Origin of the sequence: Kribbella sp. NPDC050281 (assembly GCF_040655855.1) — a bacterium.
Taxonomy (GTDB): domain Bacteria; phylum Actinomycetota; class Actinomycetes; order Propionibacteriales; family Kribbellaceae; genus Kribbella.
Map to the genome: position 1 here is coordinate 199,692 of NZ_JBFAKS010000003.1, position 20,449 is coordinate 220,140.

The 20,449-nt window shown below is 69.2% G+C and carries 22 protein-coding genes; 10 read left to right on the plus strand and 12 right to left on the minus strand.

Features of this window, described 5'->3' with window-relative positions; genetic code table 11:
* Positions 1–29 precede the first annotated feature (29 nt).
* Together AB0I34_RS05200 and AB0I34_RS05205 are read right to left on the minus strand one after the other, a co-directional pair.
* A complete protein-coding gene (locus AB0I34_RS05200; RefSeq protein ID WP_360439682.1) occupies positions 30–1,226 on the minus strand; it encodes a class I SAM-dependent RNA methyltransferase in 1,197 nt (398 codons plus the stop codon).
* Positions 1,223–3,250 carry an APC family permease gene (locus AB0I34_RS05205; protein ID WP_360439685.1) on the minus strand — a complete coding sequence of 676 codons (2,028 nt, stop codon included), beginning with the start codon at positions 3,248–3,250 and terminating at the stop codon, positions 1,223–1,225. The genes AB0I34_RS05200 and AB0I34_RS05205 overlap by 4 nt, the downstream gene beginning before the upstream one ends.
* 120 nt (positions 3,251–3,370) lie before the next feature.
* Between AB0I34_RS05205 and AB0I34_RS05210 the strand changes: the two genes are divergently transcribed.
* Positions 3,371–4,033, plus strand: coding sequence for a TrkA family potassium uptake protein (locus AB0I34_RS05210; protein ID WP_360439688.1), 663 nt, complete (start codon positions 3,371–3,373; stop codon positions 4,031–4,033).
* Positions 4,033–4,707, plus strand: a complete 675-nt coding sequence (locus tag AB0I34_RS05215; protein ID WP_131352281.1) for a TrkA family potassium uptake protein — start codon at positions 4,033–4,035, stop codon at positions 4,705–4,707. The genes AB0I34_RS05210 and AB0I34_RS05215 overlap by 1 nt, the downstream gene beginning before the upstream one ends.
* A gap of 6 nt (positions 4,708–4,713) precedes the next feature.
* Here the strand turns inward: AB0I34_RS05215 and AB0I34_RS05220 are convergent, their stop codons facing one another.
* The 4 genes from AB0I34_RS05220 to dut form a co-directional block, all read right to left on the minus strand.
* Positions 4,714–5,541 (minus strand): DUF3159 domain-containing protein, encoded by an 828-nt coding sequence (locus AB0I34_RS05220; RefSeq protein ID WP_360439691.1) that lies wholly within the window; start codon positions 5,539–5,541, stop codon positions 4,714–4,716.
* Positions 5,534–5,923 (minus strand): OB-fold nucleic acid binding domain-containing protein, encoded by a 390-nt coding sequence (locus AB0I34_RS05225; protein WP_360439694.1) that lies wholly within the window; start codon positions 5,921–5,923, stop codon positions 5,534–5,536. Before AB0I34_RS05225 ends, AB0I34_RS05220 begins: the two co-directional genes overlap by 8 nt.
* 18 nt (positions 5,924–5,941) lie before the next feature.
* Complete coding sequence (locus AB0I34_RS05230) at positions 5,942–6,580, minus strand: DUF3710 domain-containing protein (protein ID WP_360439697.1); 639 nt, start codon at positions 6,578–6,580, stop codon at positions 5,942–5,944.
* 78 nt (positions 6,581–6,658) lie between these two features.
* A complete protein-coding gene (gene dut, locus AB0I34_RS05235; RefSeq protein WP_131352273.1) occupies positions 6,659–7,111 on the minus strand; it encodes a dUTP diphosphatase in 453 nt (150 codons plus the stop codon).
* A gap of 52 nt (positions 7,112–7,163) precedes the next feature.
* Here dut and AB0I34_RS05240 point away from each other — a divergent pair, with 52 nt between their 5' ends.
* Together AB0I34_RS05240 and AB0I34_RS05245 are read left to right on the plus strand one after the other, a co-directional pair.
* Positions 7,164–7,619 (plus strand): DUF3093 domain-containing protein, encoded by a 456-nt coding sequence (locus AB0I34_RS05240; protein WP_360439700.1) that lies wholly within the window; start codon positions 7,164–7,166, stop codon positions 7,617–7,619.
* A gap of 30 nt (positions 7,620–7,649) precedes the next feature.
* Positions 7,650–7,976, plus strand: a complete 327-nt coding sequence (locus tag AB0I34_RS05245; protein ID WP_360439703.1) for a DUF4235 domain-containing protein — start codon at positions 7,650–7,652, stop codon at positions 7,974–7,976.
* Between the two features lie 222 nt (positions 7,977–8,198).
* On the opposite strand, the gene AB0I34_RS05250 is transcribed toward AB0I34_RS05245, so the two are convergent.
* The 3 genes from AB0I34_RS05250 to AB0I34_RS05260 form a co-directional block, all read right to left on the minus strand.
* The gene (locus AB0I34_RS05250; RefSeq protein ID WP_131352267.1) at positions 8,199–8,498 is read right to left on the minus strand and encodes a DUF4193 domain-containing protein; all 300 of its coding nucleotides are present in this window, start codon (positions 8,496–8,498) and stop codon (positions 8,199–8,201) included.
* 295 nt (positions 8,499–8,793) lie between these two features.
* Complete coding sequence (locus AB0I34_RS05255; RefSeq protein ID WP_360439706.1) at positions 8,794–9,594, minus strand: inositol monophosphatase family protein; 801 nt, start codon at positions 9,592–9,594, stop codon at positions 8,794–8,796.
* A complete protein-coding gene (locus AB0I34_RS05260; RefSeq protein WP_360439709.1) occupies positions 9,591–10,670 on the minus strand; it encodes a ferrochelatase in 1,080 nt (359 codons plus the stop codon). Before AB0I34_RS05260 ends, AB0I34_RS05255 begins: the two co-directional genes overlap by 4 nt.
* A gap of 48 nt (positions 10,671–10,718) precedes the next feature.
* On the opposite strand from AB0I34_RS05260, the gene AB0I34_RS05265 reads away from it, so the two are divergent.
* Positions 10,719–11,918 (plus strand): MFS transporter, encoded by a 1,200-nt coding sequence (locus tag AB0I34_RS05265; protein ID WP_360439712.1) that lies wholly within the window; start codon positions 10,719–10,721, stop codon positions 11,916–11,918.
* A 204-nt stretch (positions 11,919–12,122) separates the two neighbouring features.
* Entirely contained in the window at positions 12,123–12,851 is a 729-nt protein-coding gene (locus AB0I34_RS05270; protein WP_360439715.1) for a MerR family transcriptional regulator, read from the plus strand.
* On the opposite strand, the gene AB0I34_RS05275 is transcribed toward AB0I34_RS05270, so the two are convergent.
* Complete coding sequence (locus AB0I34_RS05275; RefSeq protein ID WP_360439718.1) at positions 12,834–13,451, minus strand: trimeric intracellular cation channel family protein; 618 nt, start codon at positions 13,449–13,451, stop codon at positions 12,834–12,836. The two genes, AB0I34_RS05270 and AB0I34_RS05275, sit on opposite strands and share 18 nt — an antisense overlap.
* A 56-nt stretch (positions 13,452–13,507) precedes the next feature.
* On the opposite strand from AB0I34_RS05275, the gene AB0I34_RS05280 reads away from it, so the two are divergent.
* Together AB0I34_RS05280 and fdhD are read left to right on the plus strand one after the other, a co-directional pair.
* Positions 13,508–14,491: a phosphotransferase gene (locus tag AB0I34_RS05280; protein WP_360439721.1), complete on the plus strand. Its 984-nt coding sequence runs from the start codon at positions 13,508–13,510 to the stop codon at positions 14,489–14,491.
* A 20-nt stretch (positions 14,492–14,511) separates the two neighbouring features.
* Complete coding sequence (fdhD, locus tag AB0I34_RS05285) at positions 14,512–15,345, plus strand: formate dehydrogenase accessory sulfurtransferase FdhD (RefSeq protein ID WP_360439724.1); 834 nt, start codon at positions 14,512–14,514, stop codon at positions 15,343–15,345.
* Here the strand turns inward: fdhD and AB0I34_RS05290 are convergent.
* Positions 15,329–18,103, minus strand: a complete 2,775-nt coding sequence (locus tag AB0I34_RS05290; protein WP_360439726.1) for an AAA family ATPase — start codon at positions 18,101–18,103, stop codon at positions 15,329–15,331. The genes fdhD and AB0I34_RS05290 overlap by 17 nt on opposite strands.
* Entirely contained in the window at positions 18,100–19,230 is a 1,131-nt protein-coding gene (locus AB0I34_RS05295) for a metallophosphoesterase (RefSeq protein WP_360439729.1), read from the minus strand. Before AB0I34_RS05295 ends, AB0I34_RS05290 begins: the two co-directional genes overlap by 4 nt.
* 170 nt (positions 19,231–19,400) lie before the next feature.
* Between AB0I34_RS05295 and AB0I34_RS05300 the strand changes: the two genes are divergently transcribed.
* Complete coding sequence (locus AB0I34_RS05300; protein WP_360439732.1) at positions 19,401–19,958, plus strand: GNAT family N-acetyltransferase; 558 nt, start codon at positions 19,401–19,403, stop codon at positions 19,956–19,958.
* Complete coding sequence (locus tag AB0I34_RS05305; RefSeq protein WP_360439735.1) at positions 19,951–20,448, plus strand: HAD family acid phosphatase; 498 nt, start codon at positions 19,951–19,953, stop codon at positions 20,446–20,448. Before AB0I34_RS05300 ends, AB0I34_RS05305 begins: the two co-directional genes overlap by 8 nt.
* The last annotated feature ends 1 nt before the right edge of the window (position 20,449 follow it).

Below are 20,449 nucleotides of genomic sequence, written 5' to 3' on the forward strand. Positions count from 1 at the left end.
CCAGCGCATTGGAATCCAGGGCCAGAACGCTACCCGAGCCCTCCGGACACCACCACTTCACTGTCCACAGGCTCGAGGATGGCGACGCACTCGATGTGGTGGGTCATGCCGAACAGGTCGAACGCCCGCAGCGACGCGATCCCGTATCCGAGCTTCCCGAACGTCTTCAGATCCCGCGCCAGCGCCGCCGGGTCACACGCCACGTACGCCACCCGTCGCGGTGCCAGCGCCGCGATCCGGCGTACGACGTCCTTGCCGGCACCCGTGCGTGGTGGGTCGAGCACGACCAGGTCCACGTGTTCGAGCCCCTGCCCGGCGGCCGCGTTCAGCACGCGGTCGACGTCACCGGTCTCCAGCGTGACCCCCGGCAGGTCGTGCAGGTTCCGCCGCGCGTTGCGCACCGCGTCCTTGTCACCTTCGATCGCCAGTACGGCGCACCCCGCCTCGGCCAGGAACGCCGCGAACAGTCCGACCCCGGAGTACAGATCCAGCGCGGTCTCGCCCGCCGAAGGCTCCAGTCCGCTCAGTACGGCGTCCACCAGCGTCTCCGGAGCGGCCGGATGCACCTGCCAGAACCCACCTGCCTCCACCCGGAACCGCCGGTCGCGCACTACCTCGACGACCCGTCCGCCTGGCTCCTCGCCTGTCAGTACTGCGGTCTTGCCCTCCGACGACACGACAGCCTGCACGGACGACTCGCCCGGCCACCGCTGCCCGAGTACGTCGGGCGTATCCGGGTGAGCGATCAGGCACCGCTCGATCGGGATCAGGTCGTGCGAGCGGTGCGCGTACATGCCTGGTCGTCCGTCGACGACGGCGTACCGCATCCGGGTGCGCCAGCCGAGGCCGTCGTCACCCGGCGACTCCATCACCACCGTGCGCTCGATCCCACCGATCCGCCGGAGCGTGTCCGACACCACCGTGGCCTTCAGTCGCCGCTGCTCGACGATGTTGGCGTGCTGGAAGTCGCACCCGCCGCACAGCCCCGGTCCGGCGTACGGGCAGGGCGCTTCGATCCGCTGCGGTGACGGTGTCAGTACCTGCACGGCGTCAGCCCGCAGGTACTTCGCGGTCTGCTCGGTGATGCGGGCATGCACCAGCTCACCCGGCAACGCGTGCCGGACGAAGACCACCTGCCCCTCGTGCCGGGCCACACAGTGTCCCCCGTGCGCTACTGGTCCTACTTCCAGCTCGACTACCGTCCCGACGATGTCCTCGTCCGTCACCGATCTCCTGACGCCTTGCGGGCCCCACGCCGTACCTGGCCGGCCACCCGTTCCACCCGATCCTGCCGTTCCTCGGCCACCTGCGAAGAGATCAGCTGGTAAGGAACAGACGTAACCATCACACCAGGTGTGAACAAGAGGCGCCCCTTGAGCCGCAGTGCGCTCTGGTTGTGCAGGATGTGCTCCCACCAGTGCCCGACCACGTATTCGGGGATGTAGACCATCACCACGTCCCGCGGCGACTGCCGCCGGATGTCGCGCACGTACTGCAGGATCGGCCGGGTGATCTCCCGGTACGGCGAGGCGAGGCGCTTCAGCGGAATCGGGATGCCCCGGTTGTCCCACTCGGCCTGCAGGGCCTCGGACTCGTCCCGGTCGACGTCGACCGTGACCGCCTCGAGCATGTACGGCCGGGCCGCCTTGGCGAACGCCAGCGCCCGCAGGGTCGGCTTGTGCAGCTTCGACACCAGCACGATCGAATGCACCCGGGACGGCAGCATCAGCGGCTCGTCGCCCTCGACCGCCATCTGCTCGCTGACCCGGTTGTAGTGCCGGCGGATGCCCTTCATCAGCAGGAACAGCACCACCATCGCGATGATCGCGATGTAGGCACCGTGGGTGAACTTGGTGATGAGCACGATGATCAGCACGATCCCGGTCAGGCTCAGGCCGATCGCGTTGATCACCCGGGACCGGATCATCTGCCGGCGTTTGGCCGGGTCGGTCTCGGTCTTCAGGTGCCGGGTCCAGTGCCGGATCATGCCGAACTGGCTGAGCGTGAAGCTGACGAACACACCGACGATGTACAGCTGGATCAGCTTGGTGACCTGGGCGTCGAACGCGATGATCAGCCCGATCGCGCAGAGGGCCAGCAGGATGATGCCGTTGCTGTAGGCGAGCCGGTCGCCGCGGGTGTGCAGCTGACGCGGGAGGTAGCCGTCCCGGGCCAGGATCGAGGCGAGCACCGGGAAGCCGTTGAACGCGGTGTTCGCGGCCAGCACCAGGATCAGCATGGTCGCGCCGATCACGAGGTAGAAGCCGGGCGTGAAGTTCGAGAAGACCGAGTCACTGATCTGACCGATCACGGTCTTCTGGGTGTAGCTGTCGCCGACCGGCTCCCCGTTGCGGTACAGCTGGGTGGCCGGATCCTCGGCGAACCTCAGCTTGATCTTGTTGGCCAGGAACAGGATGCTCATCAGCATCGTGACGGCGATCGTGCCGAGCAGCAGCAGCGTGGTGGCGGCGTTCTTGCTCTTCGGCTTACGGAACGCGGGGACGCCGTTGCTGATCGCCTCGACACCGGTCAGCGCGGCACACCCGGACGAGAACGCCCGGGCCAGCAGGAAGACCGCGGCCAGGCCGGTGAACACCTCGTGCCCCGGCTCGGCCCGGACCTCGAACCCCGCGCTCTCGGCCAGCGGCAGGTTCCCGGCGGTCAGCCGGAGCATGCCCCAGATCGCCATCCCGATGATCGACACCATGAAGATGTACGTCGGGATCGCGAAGATCGCACCCGACTCGCGGACGCCGCGCAGGTTCATCGCGGTCAGCAGGAGGACCAGGCCGACCGCCAGGGGCACCTCATGGCCGGCCAGGAACGGTAGCGCGGACTTCGCGTTCTGGACGCCTGACGAGATGGACACCGCGACGGTCATCACGTAGTCGACCATCAGCGCGCTGGCCACGGTCAGTCCGGCCGACGGCCCGATGTTCACCGTCGCGACCTCGTAGTCACCGCCGCCCGACGGGTAGGCGTGCACGTTCTGCCGGTAGGACGCGACCACGACGAGCATCACGAACGCGACCAGCAGGCCGATCTTCCAGGAGTAGCTGTACGCCGCCAGACCGGCGATCGACAGGGTCAGGAAGATCTCGTCCGGGGCATAGGCGACCGACGACAGCGCGTCGCTGGCGAACACGGGGAGGGCGATGCGCTTGGGCAGCAGCGTCTCGCCCAACTGGGTGCTGCGCAGTTTGCGTCCGAGCAGCAGCCGTTTACCGATATCGCCGAGAGCGGGGGTCACACCGGTGATGTTAGAGGGAAGCGCGGTCCGTGATGTCAGAGGGAGCCCCGGTGCGGTGTAGCGTCTATCCCTGCCGAGTCCGACCCAGCGGCCCCAGACGGGGCAGGGAGTGATCACCGAGTGCACGTCGTCATCATGGGCTGCGGCCGCGTCGGGTCGACGCTCGCGCGAGGCCTGGAGAAGCGGGGCCACACGGTCGCGATCATCGACCAGTCGGCCGACGCCTTCCGCCGGCTGAGCCCGAACTTCACCGGCCGGACCATCGTCGGGATGGGCTTCGACCGGGAGATCCTGATCGAGGCCGGGATCGAGGAGGCCGAGGCGTTCGCGGCGGTCTCGAACGGCGACAACTCGAACATCCTGGCGGCCCGCGTGGCCCGGGAGACGTTCGGCATCAGCAACGTGGTCGCCCGGATCTACGACCCCGGACGCGCCGAGGTGTACCAGCGGCTCGGCATCCCGACCGTCGGTACCGTGCGCTGGACCGTCGACCAGATGATGCGTCGGCTGCTGCCCGAAGGGTCAGAGCCGGAGTGGCGCGACCCGTCCGGGACAGTCCGGCTGGCCGAGGTGCACGTGGACTCCGAGTGGGTCGGCCGGCTCGCGTTCGACATCGAGAAGGCCACCGGAGCCCGGGTCGCGTTCCTGACCCGGCTCGGCGAAGGCGTGCTGCCCAAGGCCGACACGGTCATCCAGGAGGGTGACCTGGTGCACGTCGTGATGCTGGAACGAGACGTCGCCGCGATCGAGTCCCAACTCGGCACCAAGCCTGAGGAGCTGTGATGCGGGTAGCCATCGCCGGTGCCGGGAACGTCGGTCGTTCGATCGCCGCCGAGCTGCTGGAGAACGGCCACGAGGTGCTGCTGATCGACAAGGACCCGCGGGCGATCAAGGCCGAGTCGGTGCCACAGGCCGAATGGCTGCTCGCCGACGCCTGCGAGCTCTCCTCGCTGGAGGAGGCCGCGCTGCAGCGCTGCCAGGTGGCGATCGCCAGCACCGGCGACGACAAGGTCAACCTGGTCGTCTCGCTGCTCGCCAAGACCGAGTTCGGCGTTCCCCGGACCGTTGCCCGGGTCAACCATCCACGGAACGAGTGGATGTTCAACGAGGCCTGGGGTGTCGACGTCTCGGTGTCGACGCCGCGGATCATGTCCGCGCTGGTCGAGGAGGCGGTCTCGGTCGGCGACCTGGTCCGGCTGTTCACCTTCCGCCAGGGCGACGCGAACCTGGTCGAGCTGACCCTGCCCGAGGACTCCCCCATGATCGGTCAGCGGGTCGGCGACATCGACTGGCCGCTGGACACCGCGCTGGTGGTGATCCTGCGCGAGGGCCGGGTCCTTCGCCCGGACCCGGAAGGCACGCTGGAGCTGAACGACGAGCTCCTGTTCGTCGCGGCCGACGAGACCGAGGAACAGCTCGAGGACATCCTCTCGCCGCACCACCGCAAGAGCGAGTAAGACCTTCTACTTCTTGTTGCCCCGGAGCAGGTGGGTGACGTGGTCGCGTGCCTCGTCCCACTTGTCCGGCGGCAGCGAGCCGCGCAGTACGGCGTACGCCATCCACAGGGCCAGGGCGTAGAAGGGAAGGCCGAGGCCGACCTTGGCGATGCCGAGTGCGTTGAGGTAGCCGGCCAGGTACAGCGGGACCTGGACGATCAGGCGGATCGCGAACAGGCCGACGAACACCAGCGTCGCCCGCGAGAACCCCTTGAGCATTGCCGGGTCCTTGCGCCACGCGGTGCCGGTCTGGGTGATCACGCCGTACAGGACGCCGAACAGGGGCCAGCGGATCAGCACGGTGATCAGGTACAGAGCGCCGTACCCGAGGTTCGTGAGCAGGCCGGGGACGTAGACGTCCTTCGCGTCGCCGGTGCGGTTCGCGACCCAGGCGGAGATCAGGACGCCGACGAAGCCGCCGAAGACGTTGCGCAGCGGCTGCCTGCGGATCAGGCGGAGTACGGCGACCAGCGCACCCGAGCCGACCGCGACGATCAGCGCGAGCCGCAGGTTGTGGTCGGTCGCGCCGTAGACGATCAGGAACGCGATCCAGGGCAGGCCGATGTCGAGCAGTGCACCCCAGCCACCGAGCGCGTGGAAGAAGTCCTTGTCGGTTGTCTGGGCCGGCTTCGCGGGCTCCTCGGCCGGCTGCCTCGGCTCGGGAGCGGGCTGCTGGTCCGCGGTGAGTTCGTGCTCGGCGGCGTCGAGTTCGGGGCGCAGGATCTCGACCAGCTTCTCCTCGAGGTTCTCCTCGACCTGGTCGCGGCGCGACTGTCCGGACTGCGGCTCAGCCATGCGCGGCCGTCGGACGGAGTTCGTAGCGCGGGTTGAACATCACCCGGTCACCGTCCACGACCCCGATCCGCCCGGAGGCGATCAGTTCCGAGCCGGGGTGGATCCCGGCGATCTTGCGCCGGCCGAGCCAGATCAGCTTGACCGTGCCGGTGCCGTCGTACAACTCGCCCTCCAGTGCCGGTACGCCGCCGCGTGGGCTGAACGTGATGGTGCGCAGCGTGCCGTACAGCGTGACCAGTTCGCGGTCGTGGCAGCCGGTGATGGACCGGGCACCGCAGTCCTGCGCGAAGTCCTGGAGAACCTCGGCGTCCTGCTGGTCCCGGTCACCGGCCAGCCCCCGGAAGGCACGCCGAAACAATCCCTCGGGTTTGTCGCTACCCATGACTCGAGTGTAGTCCGTTCAGCCCTGTTCCTCGTCCGCGGGCTCAGCGCCCGGCGGGAGCCGCAACGGCAGCGATTCGCGGACGGCCATCGGCTCGCTCCCGCGGACCACGACGACGTTGCGCAGTGCCTCCTCCATCGCCGACGCGGCGTCCGGTTCGACCGCGGCGCGGCCGAGCACGGTAGCCCGCAGCAGCCAGCGCGGGCCGTCCACGCCGAGCACCCGCGAGGTCTGGCTGAAGATCTGGCCTTCCGGGTCCTCGACCGGCACGACCAGCACCAGTTCGGTGCCGAACGATCCCTCGGACTCGGTCGCCGTACCGCCCATCCGGCTGGCCTCGGCGGCGATCTCCCGCCGTACCTCGGACCAGATGCCGCTCGTCTTCGGTGCCGCGAACGCGCGCAGTTCCAGCGCGGAGTCGTCCAGCACCAGCAGTACTGCCTGCACCTGGCCGCTCTGCTCCTCGACCTGCAGCCGCAGTTCCATCCCGGGCATGCCGGTGACCACCAGCGCGCCCAGGTCGATGCGGTCCTCCGCCTCGAGCACCTCGGGGTCGACCTCGGTGGAGTCGAACGGCCCGACGGCCGGCTCCTCCGGCGCGGCGTCCTGCTCGGTCGTCTCGGGGTCTTCGTTCTTGGCCTTGCGGCGGAAGATCACTGTTCTCTACTTCCCTGGTTCGTCTTTGGTACAGCCGCCGTAGTTTCGCGCATCCGTCAGCTCAACGGACGCATCTGTTCAGCGTGTCACATCACCGAAACCGCCGGTCGAGCCGTACCCCCCGTCACCGCGGGCGGAACCCGGCAGCGACGTCACCTCGACGAACCGCGCCTTCTCCACCTGCTGGATGACCAACTGCGCGATCCGGTCGCCGCGCCGCAGCGTCACTTCCGCGTGCGGGTCGAGGTTGATCAGGCACACCTTGATCTCGCCCCGGTACCCCGCGTCCACAGTGCCCGGAGCATTGACGATCGAAACGCCGTGCTTGGCCGCAAGCCCGGACCTCGGGTGCACGAACGCGGCGTACCCGTCCTGCAGCGCGATGGCGATGCCGGTGCCGACCAGACCGCGCTCGCCAGGCTTCAGAGTGATGTCGCCGGCCGCCACCAGGTCCGCGCCGGCGTCCCCCGGATGCGCGTACGACGGAACAGGCAGGTCAGGGTCGAGTCGCTGGATCAGTACCTCGGTCACGAGAGCAGACCCTATCGACGCCACTGGACCGCCCACATGCCAGGCTGGTGGTGTGCCTCTTTATCGCGAACGCCTGAGCGTGCCGGTGTCCTGGTGGATCATCGCCGTCGCCCTGGTCGTCACGCTCTTCGCCATCGTGACCGTGCCGGTCGGGATGTTCGCCGGCACCCTCGTCGGTGGTGTCGCCGCGCTCGTCCTGGTCCTCTGGTTCGTCCAGTACGGCGCCGCGCGGGTCCAGGTGGACGGTGAGCGGCTGCAGGCCGGGCGGGCCGTGATCGGACGGGCGGATCTGGGCCAGGTCGAGGCGCTCACCGGTGACGACGCTCGGCACGCGTTCGGACGTGACTGCGATCCGCGGGCCTACCTGCTGCTGCGCAGCTACGTGCGGGGCGCGGTCCGGGTCGAGATCACCGATCCGCGCGACCCGGCGCCGTACTGGGTGATCGCCACGCGGCATCCGGACCGGTTGGCAGCGGCGCTGACGGGGCACAGCGTGGCAAGATCCTGAGTGTCGGGGACTTGCGTTAGGGAGGCTGCTGTGGTCGGAGCGAAGATCGGCTGGAAGCTGGTGCAGGCCGCGTTCACCATCGTGGTGGGCCTGGTCGTGAACAAGGCGGTGACCACGGCCTGGAAGATCGGCTCGGGCGGGAAGCCGCCGAAGGACGGCCAGGGCGGGTACGCCGAGGTCGTCAGCTGGGCGGTGGCGAGTGGGGCCGCGGCGGCGGCCGCGAAGCTGTTCGCGGAGCGGCGGGCGGCGTCGTACTGGCTGAAGTCGACCGGGTACGCACCGCCGGGCTACGAGCAGGACGCGAAGGCGCCCGGCGGCCTCGTCAAGAGCGTCGAGAAGCAGTTGGAGAAAGACTAGACACCAGAAGAACACACCTCGCTCCGCTCGGTGGGTGGGTGTGGTCCGCCCCGCTCGGTGGGTGGGGTGTGGCTCGCTCCGCTCGGTGGGTGGGTGTGGTCCGCCCCGCTCGGTGGGTGGGGTGTGGTCGTCCTTGGGTGGGGTGTGTACACAACAGCGGGACCGTTCCCAGGGGTCTGGGAACGGTCCCGCTGTGGGTCAAGCAGAAGAAGGGCGCTGGTGTCAGGCTGCGCAGTCTCGGCAGATCAGCTGCCCGTTCTTCGTGTCGGCGAGCTGACTGCGGTGGTGAACCAGGAAGCAGCTCGAACAGGTGAACTCGTCGGCCTGGCGCGGGAGCACCCGCACCGCCAGCTCTTCGTGGCTCAGGTCGGCACCGGGCAGCTCGAAGCTCTCCGCGGCCTCGGCCTCGTCCTCGTCGACCTTGCCGGAGTTCTTGTCGTGACGGCGAGTCTTCAGTTCCTCGATCGACTCTTCGGATGCGTCCTCGTCCGTCTTGCGCGGGGCGTCGTAATCAGTCGCCATGGTGTTCCCTGCCCTCTTCATACCCGTGGTGTTGCCTGCTGAGCCCTTGAACGGGTAAAGCGGCCGAGAAATTCCGCGCCGAAGCACCGCGCTGAATCTTCGTCCCCCGAAACCCTTGACAGTCAGGCCGGGACCGGCAACTACCGTTCCCGAGGACGGGATTGTGCCCTATGAAGGGCCCTTCGCGCGCGTCGGGGTCCATGTATTGACCCGCGTGTCTCCACAAATGTCAGGACCGAACACCGAATTGCTCGTTAGTGCGCACTCCTGCGCAGCTATGCGCACCAACTGACATCTATGCGCGCAGAGGGTTCGCTTCGGCCAGCAGGTCGTGGAACGGGCCGAACAGCGCCGGACTGGCCGCGATCGACATCTCCGGCGACACCGGGGCGCCGTACAGGCCGCCGATCGTCCCGCCCGCCTCGGCCGCGATCAGCGCACCCGCTCCGTAGTCCCACGGATTCAGTCCGCGTTCGTAGACGGCGTCGAGCCGGCCGCAGGCGACATAGCAGAGGTCGAGCGCGCCGACCCCGATCCGGCGGATGTCGCGGACCTTGGTGATCAGATGCTGGACGACCTCCGCCTGCACCTGGCGGCGGTCGGCGTCGTACCCGAAGCCGGTCCCAACCAGAGCGGTACTCAGATCGGTACAGCCCGAGACCCGGATCGGCTTGCCGTCCACGAACGCGCCACCGCCCTTGGTGGCGGTGAACACCTCACCCTTCGGGGCATCGACGACGACTCCGGCGACCGTCGTCCCGTCGTACTCGACCGCGATCGAGACGGCGTACGTCGGGAGGTCGTACAGGTAGTTGACCGTGCCGTCGATCGGGTCGACGACCCAGCGGACGCCGCTCGAACCGGCGACGTCGTCGCCCTCCTCGCCGAGGAACGAGTCGTCCGGCCGGGCCTGCAGAATCCGCGCCCGGATCAGTTCCTCGGATTCGCGGTCCACGGCGGTGACGACATCGGTGACCGTGCTCTTGGTGTCGGCGACGGTGATGGTGCCGCGGCGGCGTTCGACGATCAACCGGGCCGCTTCCTCCGCCACCTCCACCGCGAGCTTGAGGAGGTCCTGGGGGTTCTCGGTCGTCATACGGCTTCCTTGGCAGTTGGTCGGCGCAGGGGTGGGCAGCAGTCATGACGGCAGTCGTCCCAGGCCGGGCCGAGCTTGCCGACGCAGGGTCTGGCCGGCTCCTCGCCGCGTTCGGCCGCGGCCCGCTCGACGACCAGGTCCCGCAGCATCGAGACGAACCGCGGGTCGGTCCCAGGAGTCGCGGCCCGGGCCATCGGCAGCCCCAGTTTCTCCGCGGTCTTGGCGCCCTCGGTGTCGAGGTCGTAGATGACCTCCATGTGGTCGCTCACGAACCCGATCGGTACGAGGGCCACGCCCGGCACACCCTCGTCTGCGAGGGCCTCCAGGTGGTCGTTCACATCCGGCTCGAGCCACGGCACCTGCGGCGGCCCGGAGCGCGAGCAGTAGACCAGGTCGGTCCGCCAGGTGTGCCCGGTGCGGCGCTCGAGCTCGGCAGTGATCTCCGCGGCCACGTCCAGGTGCCAGTCGACGTACCCGTTGCCGTCCGGTCCGCTGGTCGCATTCATCGCCGTCGGGATCGAGTGGGTCACGTAGGCGATCGCGGAGCCCTCGGGGAGCTTGTTCAGTGCCTCGGCGGTCGACTCGACGAACGATCCGACGAAGCCGGGGTGGTTCGCGTAGTGCCGGAGCTTGTCGATCCGCGGTGCGTCCGGGACCTCCTTGGTCGCGTCCTCGAGGTTCTCGCGGTACTGCCGGCAGCCGGAGTACGACGGGTAGGCGGACGTGACGATCACCACCGCCCGGCGGATCCCGTCAGCGGCCATCTGCCGCATCGTGTCGGTCAGGTACGGCGCCCAGTTGCGGTTGCCCCAGTAGATCGGCAGATCCAGGCCGATGTCGTCGAACGACGCCCGCAGCGCCTCGAGCAGTGCCCGATTCTGATCGTTGATCGGGCTCTTCCCGCCGAACGCGTAGTAGTGCTCGCCGACCTCCTTCAGCCGCTCGTCCGGGATGCCCCGGCCGCGGGTCACGTTCTGCAGGAACGGCAGCACGTCCTCGGGCTTCTCGGGGCCTCCGAAGGACAGCAGCAGGACGGCGTCGTACGGAACAGCAGCAGGCGACTGGGGCAACGGCATATTCCGAGTTTCTCAGACCGCCAACAGCTAGGGTGTTGCCGGTCTCTCATGCTCAAGCCTTATGTCCATCTCATGCGCCGTCCCGGTGCCAGTGCGTTCTTCACCGCCGGGATCCTCGGGCGTATGCCGATCTCGATGATCGGGCTGGGCATCGTCATCCTGATCGCGCAGGAGAGCGGCTCGTACGGCCTGGCCGGAGCGGTGTCCGGCGTCGCGGTCATCGCCGGTGCGCTGACCGGTCCGATCCAGGGCCGGCTGGTCGACCGGTTCGGGCAGCGGACGCTGCTGCTCGTCGGCTCCGTGCTGTGCACGATCGGTCTGGCGGCTCTGCTGGTCGCGGTCCGTGCCGACTCGGCTACCTGGGTGCTCTACCTGTTGTCGTTCGTTGCCGGTGGCACCCGTCCGCAGGTCGGGTCGTTCGTCCGGGCGCGGTGGACCCATCTGCTCGGCCGGGGACGGGCGCTGCAGACCGCGTTCGCGCTGGAGGCGGTCGGCGACGAGGTCGTCTTCATCGTCGGCCCAGTACTGGTCACCACGCTCGCCACCCAAGTCAGTCCGTACGCCGCTCTGGCCGCGGCCGGAGTGCTGGGACTGGCCGGCGGCATCTGGCTGGCGTCGCTGCGTGCCTCCGACCCGCCCGGCCGCGGTAAGGCCGACGGTGCAGAGCAGGCGCCACTCCCCTGGCTCTCGCTGATGCTGCTCAGCCTGATCGGTCTCGGGCTGGGCGCGACTCTCGGTGGCGTCGAGGTGGTCACGATCGCGTTCACCACCGAGAAGGGTCAGGCCGAACTGTCCGGCGTCGTACTGGCCGTGTGGGCGTTCGGCAGCCTGCTGGCCGGTCTCTGGTACGGCTCGGTCCACTGGCGCGCTCCGGTCGAACGGCGGCTGCTGTTCGGCGCGATCCTGCTCGCCGTCAGCCTGGCACCGCTCCCCTGGGTCGACAGCGTGCTGCTCGTCGGTGTGGTGCTGTTCTTCTGCGGCTTCACCATCGCGCCCACGATGGTCGCCCTCACCGCTTGCGTCGAGGAGTGGGTCCCGCCCCAGCGCCTCACCGAGGCGATCACCTGGACCGTCACCGGCATACTCCTGGGGGTAGCCCCGGGCAACGCCGCCTCCGGCCACGCAGTAGACGTTTGGGGCCCCTCCACCGCCTACTGGGTCCCCTTCTCCATCGGCATCACCTGCGCCCTGGTCGCCGCCCTCGCCACTACCTTCGCGCGCCCCAAGACTCGCTTCGCCCACAACTAGGGCACGCCTCTCGATTCCCTGCAGTAGCGAGCAGGTGCTCGGCGGAGTGCAGCGCAAGGCGGAGGGCGAGGCTCGGAGTGGGGTTCTCCGTGCCTTGTCCTCCAACGCCGCGATGTGCCCGCCGAGTGCCGCGCAGCACGCAGGGAATTGAGAGACGTGCCCTGGGCTTGCACCTCCCGTTACGGGAGGTGTGAAGGTGTGGGTATGGAGTACTCGATCGGTGAGCTGGCCCGGGTGGGTGGGGTGTCGGTGAAGGCCGTGCGCCACTACTCCGAGTTGGGCCTGCTGGCGTCGCATCGGACCGCTGCCGGGCATCGGCGGTACGACGCGGACGCTGTGGCGCGGCTGGAGTTGATTCGGACGTTGCGGGGATTGGGCATCGATCTGCCGACAGTGCGGGCGGTGCTGGAGCGGGAACGGACGCTGGGTGAGGTCCTGGCCGCGCACGCCGCCGCGGTGGCCGTCGAGATCCAGAGCCTGCGAGTGCGCCATGCCGTGCTGTCAATCGCCGCTCGGCGCCATTCCACCCCGGAGGAGCTTGAACGCATGCACAACCTGACCGCTCAGTCCGAGCAGGAACGCCGGACCTTGATCGCGGACTTCCTGACCTCGGTCCTCGGCGATGACCCGAGCTTCGCCGCGATCCGGCAGAACCTCACCCCTGAGCTCCCGGACGACGCCGACGTGGGGCAGGTCGAGGCTTGGCTGGAGCTTGCCACGCTCATCCAGGACGACGACTTCCGGGCAGCGGTACGACGGATGGCCTCGGGCTACCGGGCGATCGCGACGGACGCCCCGCTGTGGCACGATCCGGAGTTCCGTGACCGGCTGATCGCGCTTCGGCGTACCGAGGCAGGTCCGCAGTGGGACCGGTACGTGGAGCTGCTCGCCGTCATCAACGGGTGGGCGCCGCCGTCACGGATTGCGGGGTAGCGGCGCGTTCCAGCCGCGGCGGATGGCGAGCAATCGGATCCCGAAGCAGGTCACCGCGGCGACGATCGGTACCCACGTCGCGTCGTACTCGAAGGCGGCCGCGACGACGACGATGCCGGCGCCGAGGAACGCCGGGGTGGCGTAGATCTCCGACCGCAGTACCACGGGAACGCGGCCGCTGAGCAGGTCGCGGATCACGCCGCCGCCGATCCCGGAGATCATGCCGAGCAACGCGGCCGACAGTGGCGACAGGCCGTGCTCGATCGCCTTCTGCGCACCGGTCACGCAGAACAACGCAAGGCCGGCGGCGTCGAAGATGTTCACCAGCCGCTCGACGCGACCGATGCCAGGATGCAGGAAGAACGTGATCAGCCCGGCGAAGACCGGGACGACCAGATAGCGCCAGTCCTGCAGCGCGGCCGGTGGGGTGTCGCCGATCAGCACGTCCCGGAGGAAGCCACCGCCCAGCCCGGTGACCATGGCAAGCACCAGGATGCCGAACACGTCCAGCTTCTTGCGTACGCCGACCAGCGCGCCGGTGATCCCGAACACGAAGATGCCGACCAGGTCTGGCACATGCAAGGCCAAGGATCCACTCACAGGCGGCACGCTAAACCACAGGCGATGGGTCGCCGCGCACTCTATGGTCTTGGGGCATGAGCGGAGCACCCGACGTCGACTACACCGCAACCTCGCTGCGCCCGGACTGGAACACGCTCCCGGACTCTCTCCGCGAGGCCCTGACCGTTGCCCTGGGCAGCGAGATCGCCGAGGCGGGGCGCTCCGTCAGCTCGGGCTTCACCGGCGGCTTCGCCGCGCCGCTCCGGCTGGCCGACGGGCGCCGGGTCTTCGTCAAGGCATCCGCCGACACAATGCACGCCTACCGTGCCTACCAGCGCGAGGCCGAGGTTGTGCCGCAGCTGCCGGCGGCGATCAGGGTCCCGGCGATCGTCACCACCGCGCACTCCGCCGATGGGGACAGCAAGTGGTTCGCCGTCGTGTCGGAGTGGGTCGACGCGCGGATGCCTGGCGTGCCGTGGTCCGCGGCGGACTTCGACGTGGTGACCGCGACCTGCGAGGCGATCTCGGACGCGATGGATCCCAGCCCGCTCGACGGATTGAAGAGTTTCCTGAGCGATCTCGAGGAGGGCGCACCACTGCAGACACCGGACCGGATCATCGCGGGCGAATTGCCGATGCCGGCCGGTCTCCAGCCCTGGGCGCCAAAGATCCTGCCCGAGCTGGTCGACCTGATTCGGCTCGCCCCAGAAGCGTTCGCCGGGGACACGGCGACTCACAGCGATCTGCGACCGGACAACCTGCTGATCGACGGCGACGGCGTCTGCTGGATCGTGGACTGGAACTGGCTCGCGCTCGGGCCTCGCTGGATGGACTGGATCGGTCTGCTCCCGGGTGCACAGCACCACGGCATCGACACCCGCGCCGCCGTCCACCGGAGCCCGCTGACGGCCGACGTACCGGGCGACCATCTCGACTCCTACATCGCGGCGGTCGCGGCGTACATGATGAAGAACATCGACCTGCCACCACCGCCCGGCTGTACGCCGGCGCTGCGGGAGCACCAGCGGTACTACGCCTGGACCTTCCTCGATTGGCTGGCCGCACGGCGCGGGTGGTGAGAGCGGCCTACCGTGGAGGTATGAACAAAGGTCCGACCACCAGGTTCAAGGTCGAGGTGCTGGACGGCGACCGGACGTCGCGGCGTGAGGACGTGGTCACCACCGAGGAGCCGCTCGAGCTGCGGCTGGAGTGGCCCGGCCGTCCACCCGAGCCTCTCGTCGTGACGATGCGCACCCCGGGCTCCGACTTCGAACTGGCCGCCGGGTTCTGCCTCGGCGAGGGCTTCGCGGTCCGCCCGGACGCGATCCGGACCGTTGCCTACTGCACCGATGTGAAGCTGACCCCCGAGCAGCAGTTCAACACCGTCACGGTCACGTTCGACGGCCCACCGGACCGCGAACCACCCCAGCGGTACGGCGTCACCTCGGCGGCCTGCGGCGTCTGCGGCCAGCAGAGCCTCGACGAGCTGGCCGAGCGGGACTACGACCCGGTCGACCCCGTGGAGGCCCCGCTGGACGTCGTACGACGCCTGCCTGACCTTCTCCGGGAAGCCCAACCGACGTTCAGCCGCACCGGTGGCCTGCATGCGGCCGGCCTGTTCACCACCGACGGCCGCAAGATCGTGGTCAAGGAAGACGTCGGCCGCCATAACGCCGTCGACAAGGTCGTCGGCTGGACCGCCCTCAACCACCACAGCCGCAAGGGCCTCGTCCTCGTGGTCAGCGGCCGCGCCGGCTACGAAATCATCCAGAAAGCAGTGGCAGCAGGCGTCGGCATGATCGTCGCCGTAGGCGCCCCCTCAAGTCTCGCCGTCGACCTCGCCCGCCGCTTCAACATCACCCTCGCCGGCTTCACCCGCGGCGACCGCTGTGTGGTCTACAGCGCCCCGGAGCGGATCAGGCGTCCAGCTTGATGAAGGTTGCCTTGGGGACGTATTCGTAGCGGTCGGGCATGCAGGTGAGGATGATGATCTGACCGTGGTCGCCGGCGCGGCCGAGGAGGGCGCCCATGTCGCGGAGGCGGGCCTTGTCGGACCAGCCGAGGGCGTCGTCGAAGATGACGGGGACGCTGCTCTCGCCGGTGCTGACCAGGTGGCTGATCGCGAGCCGGGTGATGATCGCCAGCTGCTCCTGCGCGCCTGTCGACAACGCCTCGACCGGCAGCCGCGCGCCGTCCAGCTCGCGCTCCGCGACGGCCAGGTCGTCGTCCAGCCAGACCCGGAACGACGGCCCGTAGACAGTCCGTCCGAGCGACTCGATCCGGCTCTGCAGTGGTTCGGAGTACTTCGTCTGTGCCTCGGCCCGGTGACGGCTCAGCGTCTCGTAGACCCGGCGAGCCGCCTCGGCCCGGCGCCGCAGACTGTCGTGCTCGGCCCGTACGCCGGCCAGCTCCAGCTCGGCCAGATCCCGCCGGGTCGCCAGGCCGTCCCGGCCCGACTGCTCCAGCCGGCCCTCAGTCGTCCGCAGCGCGTCGCGCAACGTGTCTCGCTCGCTCTGCATCCGCGCCGCGACCGCCAACGCGTCCGTCAACTCGCCCGCGAGCTGATCGGCTCCAGCCGCATCCGCCTGCTCCTGTACGGCGGTCAGCTCCTCGAGCACCGCCTCGACCTCACCAGTCGCCTCGGCCTCAGCCGCAGCAACAGCGTCATCGTCGAGAAGAGCCCTGGCGGCCTCCAACGCCTCGACTGCGGCCGCAAGCCGCTCCCCCGCTAGCTCCGACCGAGCCCGAGCCTGCTGCGCCTCCGACCGGTCCTCGTCCGCCGCCTTCCGCGCCTGTGCCGCCGCGAACTCCGCATCGCTGAGCAACCGCTCGACCTCGGCCAACGCGTCCCGCGCCTCTTCCAGCGCGCGCTGTGCACCGGCCAGATCATCCGGCGCGCTGACCGGCACCTCGAAGCCCTCGAAGTCGAGCGTGTCGTGGGGTGACGCGAACTCCTCGAACAGCGACATCTGCCCGGGCACGCCCTCGACCGCGGCCTGCTTGCCGCCGCTCTCCTCGGCGTCCGCGTCGTCGTCCGCACCGACGCCGAGCCGCGCGGTCAGCACCGCGATCCGCTCCCCCGGATCACCACCGGTCGTCAGCGACCGCTCGGTCCGGCGGGCTTCATGCAACTCGGCGGTGGCCGTGTCCGCCTTCCGCAGCAACTCCCGCGCGGCCGCGACGTCCTTCACGCCGGCCTTCTTCAGCAGGTCCTTCTCCCGCCGGACGGCCTCGTCAACGCGCGACCGGAGCGTCGCCGCCTCACCCCCGGCGCGCACGGTCACCTCGACCTGCCCCGGTACGCCGACGACCAGCTCACCGGAGACCAGCACCTCGGCCGACTCGTCGAAGCCCAGCTCCGACGGCACCTCACGAGCGCCGCCGTCCAACCCGGTCCCGGACAACTCGACCGGCTCCGCGCCGAGGCGACGTACCGACACCTCGGGGACTCCGGCCGCCAGCGCGGCGCGAGCCTCGACCACCTCAGCGCGCGCGGATTCCAGCGCGGCGACGAGCGCGTCGTCGACCTTGATCCGGTCCAGGACCGTCCCGGCCGCGGCGATGCGGGCGCGGACGTCGACCAACTCCGCCTGCTGACCCAGCAGGCGGTCCAGCTCGGCACGGTCCATCAGCTCGGAGACCTGCCGCTCCGCCTCCTGGACATCGGTACGCCGGGCGTCCTTGAGCTCGACCACCTCGGCCAGCGCCGCCTCGACCGCATGCACGCTCTCGACCGCCGTCCTCGCGACTGTCTCGGCATCGGTACGACGTTCGGCGAGCTCCGCATCGCTCTTGGTGAACCGTTCGGCCTCGTCGAGCAGCCGCTCGCGTTCGACTCGGGTCCGGGTGTGGTTCTCGAGCCGGGCCCGCGCGGTCTCGGCGCGGTGGCGGACCGAGTCGCGCCGGAGCAGGATCTCGTCGGTCGCCTTCTTGCGTTCGCGCAGTTCCTCGACCGAGGTGAGGTGGTCGGTGAGCCGGCCCGTCACGTCCTGGAGATCGAGGGTCAGCCGCTCGGCGCGGCGGATGTCCTGCTGGACCTCCTCCATCGCCTTCAGCGCCTGGGCCGCGGTCAGCTCGGCCGTGGCCACGGCCTTCTCGGACCGGGCGAAGTCACCGGTCGGCCGTCCGCCGCGGGTCCAGTAGCGGAGGTATTCGTGCTCGACCGCGGTCACCAGCGGCATCGACGCACCATCAACCGGTGTCCCCGACTCCGCCGTCACCGCGGTGATCAACGGCTCCGCGTCGGCCGGCGTTGGCAGCACCAACGACTGCCCCTGGCTGACCATCAGCGTCTGCCACAGCACCGGGTCGACGTGCTGGTGGAAGAGCCGCTCGGCCTCGTTGTGGGCCTCCCGGCCGGTCCACGACCGGCGGCGGCCGTCGGACTCGACCACGGTCAGCTCGGTCGAGCGGTTCTTCAGCCAGCGTTTGGTGTAGCTCAGCTCGCGGTTGCCTAGGGTCAGCTCGACCGTCACCTCCGGGCCGACGTCCTGGCCGACCGGCTGGATGTCGCGGATCCGGGTCGACTTGGAGTCGTCCGGCAGGTCGAAGACCAGCCCGAACGCCTCGACCAGACTGGACTTGCCGACCTCGTTGTCCCCGACCACCACGGTGGTGCCGAGCGCGGGGAACCGGACAATGCGGTCCCGGACGCCACGGAAGTCCCGCAGCGCCAAGCTGAGGAGCCTCATCCCGCGTCCCGCGCCAATCTGTGCATCAACGACAGCGCCGCACCCGCGCCCTCGTCGCCACCGGCCAGGGCCTGGCGCAACTCCTCCATCGCGGCCCGCGCCGGACCGCTCAGCTGCAACGCGTCCAGATCCGCCGTGTCCGGCGCCGGCCGCACGGTCCAGAACTTCGCCCAGCGCTCGACGCTCGCGAACACCTCGCCCTGCGCATCGATCATCGCGTCCAGCCGACTGAGCAGTGGCAGCGTCAGCGAACCGTCGCCGGCGAGCCGGACGTACGTCCGCTCCTTCTCCGGCAGCTCCGCGAACCAGTCCTCGAGGGCCGTGAGCGACTCCTCGTCGAACAGCTCGACGCGATGGTCGACCATGTGCCAGCCGCCCACGCGCACCGGCTCGACCTCGATCTCGCCGCCGGCGACGGTCACCTTGAGCACGTTGCCCGGGGCGTCCTCCTCAGGCGAGGTGACCTCCTGCGTCCCGGAGAACCAGATGCGGTCAGTCACGCGGGTCGTCGAATGTCGGTCTCCGAGGCCGACGTACTGCAGTCGCCCGTCCGCGACCGCCGCCTCCAGCGCGGCCTGATCAATGGTCGGTACGTCCGACATGCCGCCGGAGAGACTGGTCAGTTGGCCGTGCGCCAGCAGGATCCTCGTCGTACCGGGCTCGATCGGGGTCAGGTCCGCGTACCCGGGGGCCGCCGGATCGGACAACGGCCGGCGCGAACGCCAGGGCGCACCAACGAGCTGGACGCCCGGCACGATCTCCAACGGCTCGGTGCCGGTCAGGACGGTCACGTGCTCGGGCTGGTGGGCCTGCCACTGGGCCGACGTCCACAGCGAGCCGGGCTCGAGCGCGTCGTGGTTGCCCGGCAGGAGGACGACCGGGACCGGGATCCGCTTGAGAGCTTCACAAGCACGCAAGATGGTCTGCCGCTCGACCTGGTTGTGCTCGAACACATCGCCGGTGACGACCACGAACGCCGCTCCTGTGGCCGCGGCGACCTCGCCGATCCGCGCGACAGCGTCCAGCCGGCCCTGCCCCCACCGGGCTTGACCGTCCGGCCCCAGGAACCGGCGCATCATCCCCAGCTGCCAGTCCGAGCTGTGCAGAAACGTGATCGAGTCGTCCATTGCGGTGAGAACGCTAACCTGCCCCGCCGACAACCACGCAACCCAACACACCCCAACCCCCACACCGCCCACACTCCGGACGGCCAATCCCCGCCTTGAGCACGGTTCGGCCGTCGATCAGGCGCCAAAGTGGTTGGCGGGTGCTCAAGGCGGGGTGGCAGAGTCGGGGCGTGATTGTGTTCCTGGAGACCGAGCGGCTGGTGATGCGGCGGTTCGCCGCGGATGACGTGGAGTTGCTGGTCGGGCTGGACTCCGATCTCGAGGTGATGCGGTTCCTGACCGGGCAGGTGACGCCGCGGGAGGAGATCGAGGACGTCGTACTGCCGGCGATCCTGGCCGTCTACGCGGAGCATCAGGAGCTCGGGACGTTCGCGGCGTACCAGAAGGTCGACGGTGCGTTCGTCGGATGGTTCGGGATGCAGCCGACCAAGGACCCCGAGATGGTGGGCGTGGGCTACCGGCTGACCCGGACGGCGTGGGGCAACGGGTACGCCACGGAAGGGACGAAGGCGCTGATCGACAAGGCGTTCGGTGAGCTCGGGATGGACCGCGTCGTCGCCGACACGATGGCCGTCAACCACCGGTCCCGGGCGGTCATGCGCCGGTCCGGTCTGCGGTTCACCCGCGTCTACCACGAGCACTTCGACGACCCCTTGCCCGGAACCGAGTTCGGCGAGGTCGAGTACGCCGTCGACCGGCGTACCTGGGAAGCTGGACGACGTGCCTGACGATCCACGGCCGTACGCCGTACTCGACATCGACGCGACGCTGTCCGACACCAGCGAACGGATCCACTTCCTGGCGAAGCGGCCGAAGGACTGGGATTCGTTCTTCGCGCATGCGAAGGAGGACGCTGTCCTGGATGAAGGGCTCGCGGTCGCCACGACGCTGGCCGCCGACCACGAGATCGTCTACCTGACCGGCCGGCCCGAGCGGCTGCGGCGGGACACGCTGAAGTGGCTCAAGGACAACGGCTTCCCCGACGGCAAGGTCTACATGCGCGGCAACACCGACCGCAGGCCGTCGGTGCTGATGAAGCTCGGCCGGCTCAAACGCCTGGCCGAGGACCGCCCGGTCGCCGTCCTGGTGGACGACGACGTCAAGGTGTGCGCGGCCGCGGAGAAGGCCGGCTACACGGTGATGAGGGCCGACTGGGGACTCGATGCCGAGACCCAGCCGACCCTCTTCGACGCTCAGGAATCCGAAGGACGGACCTGAG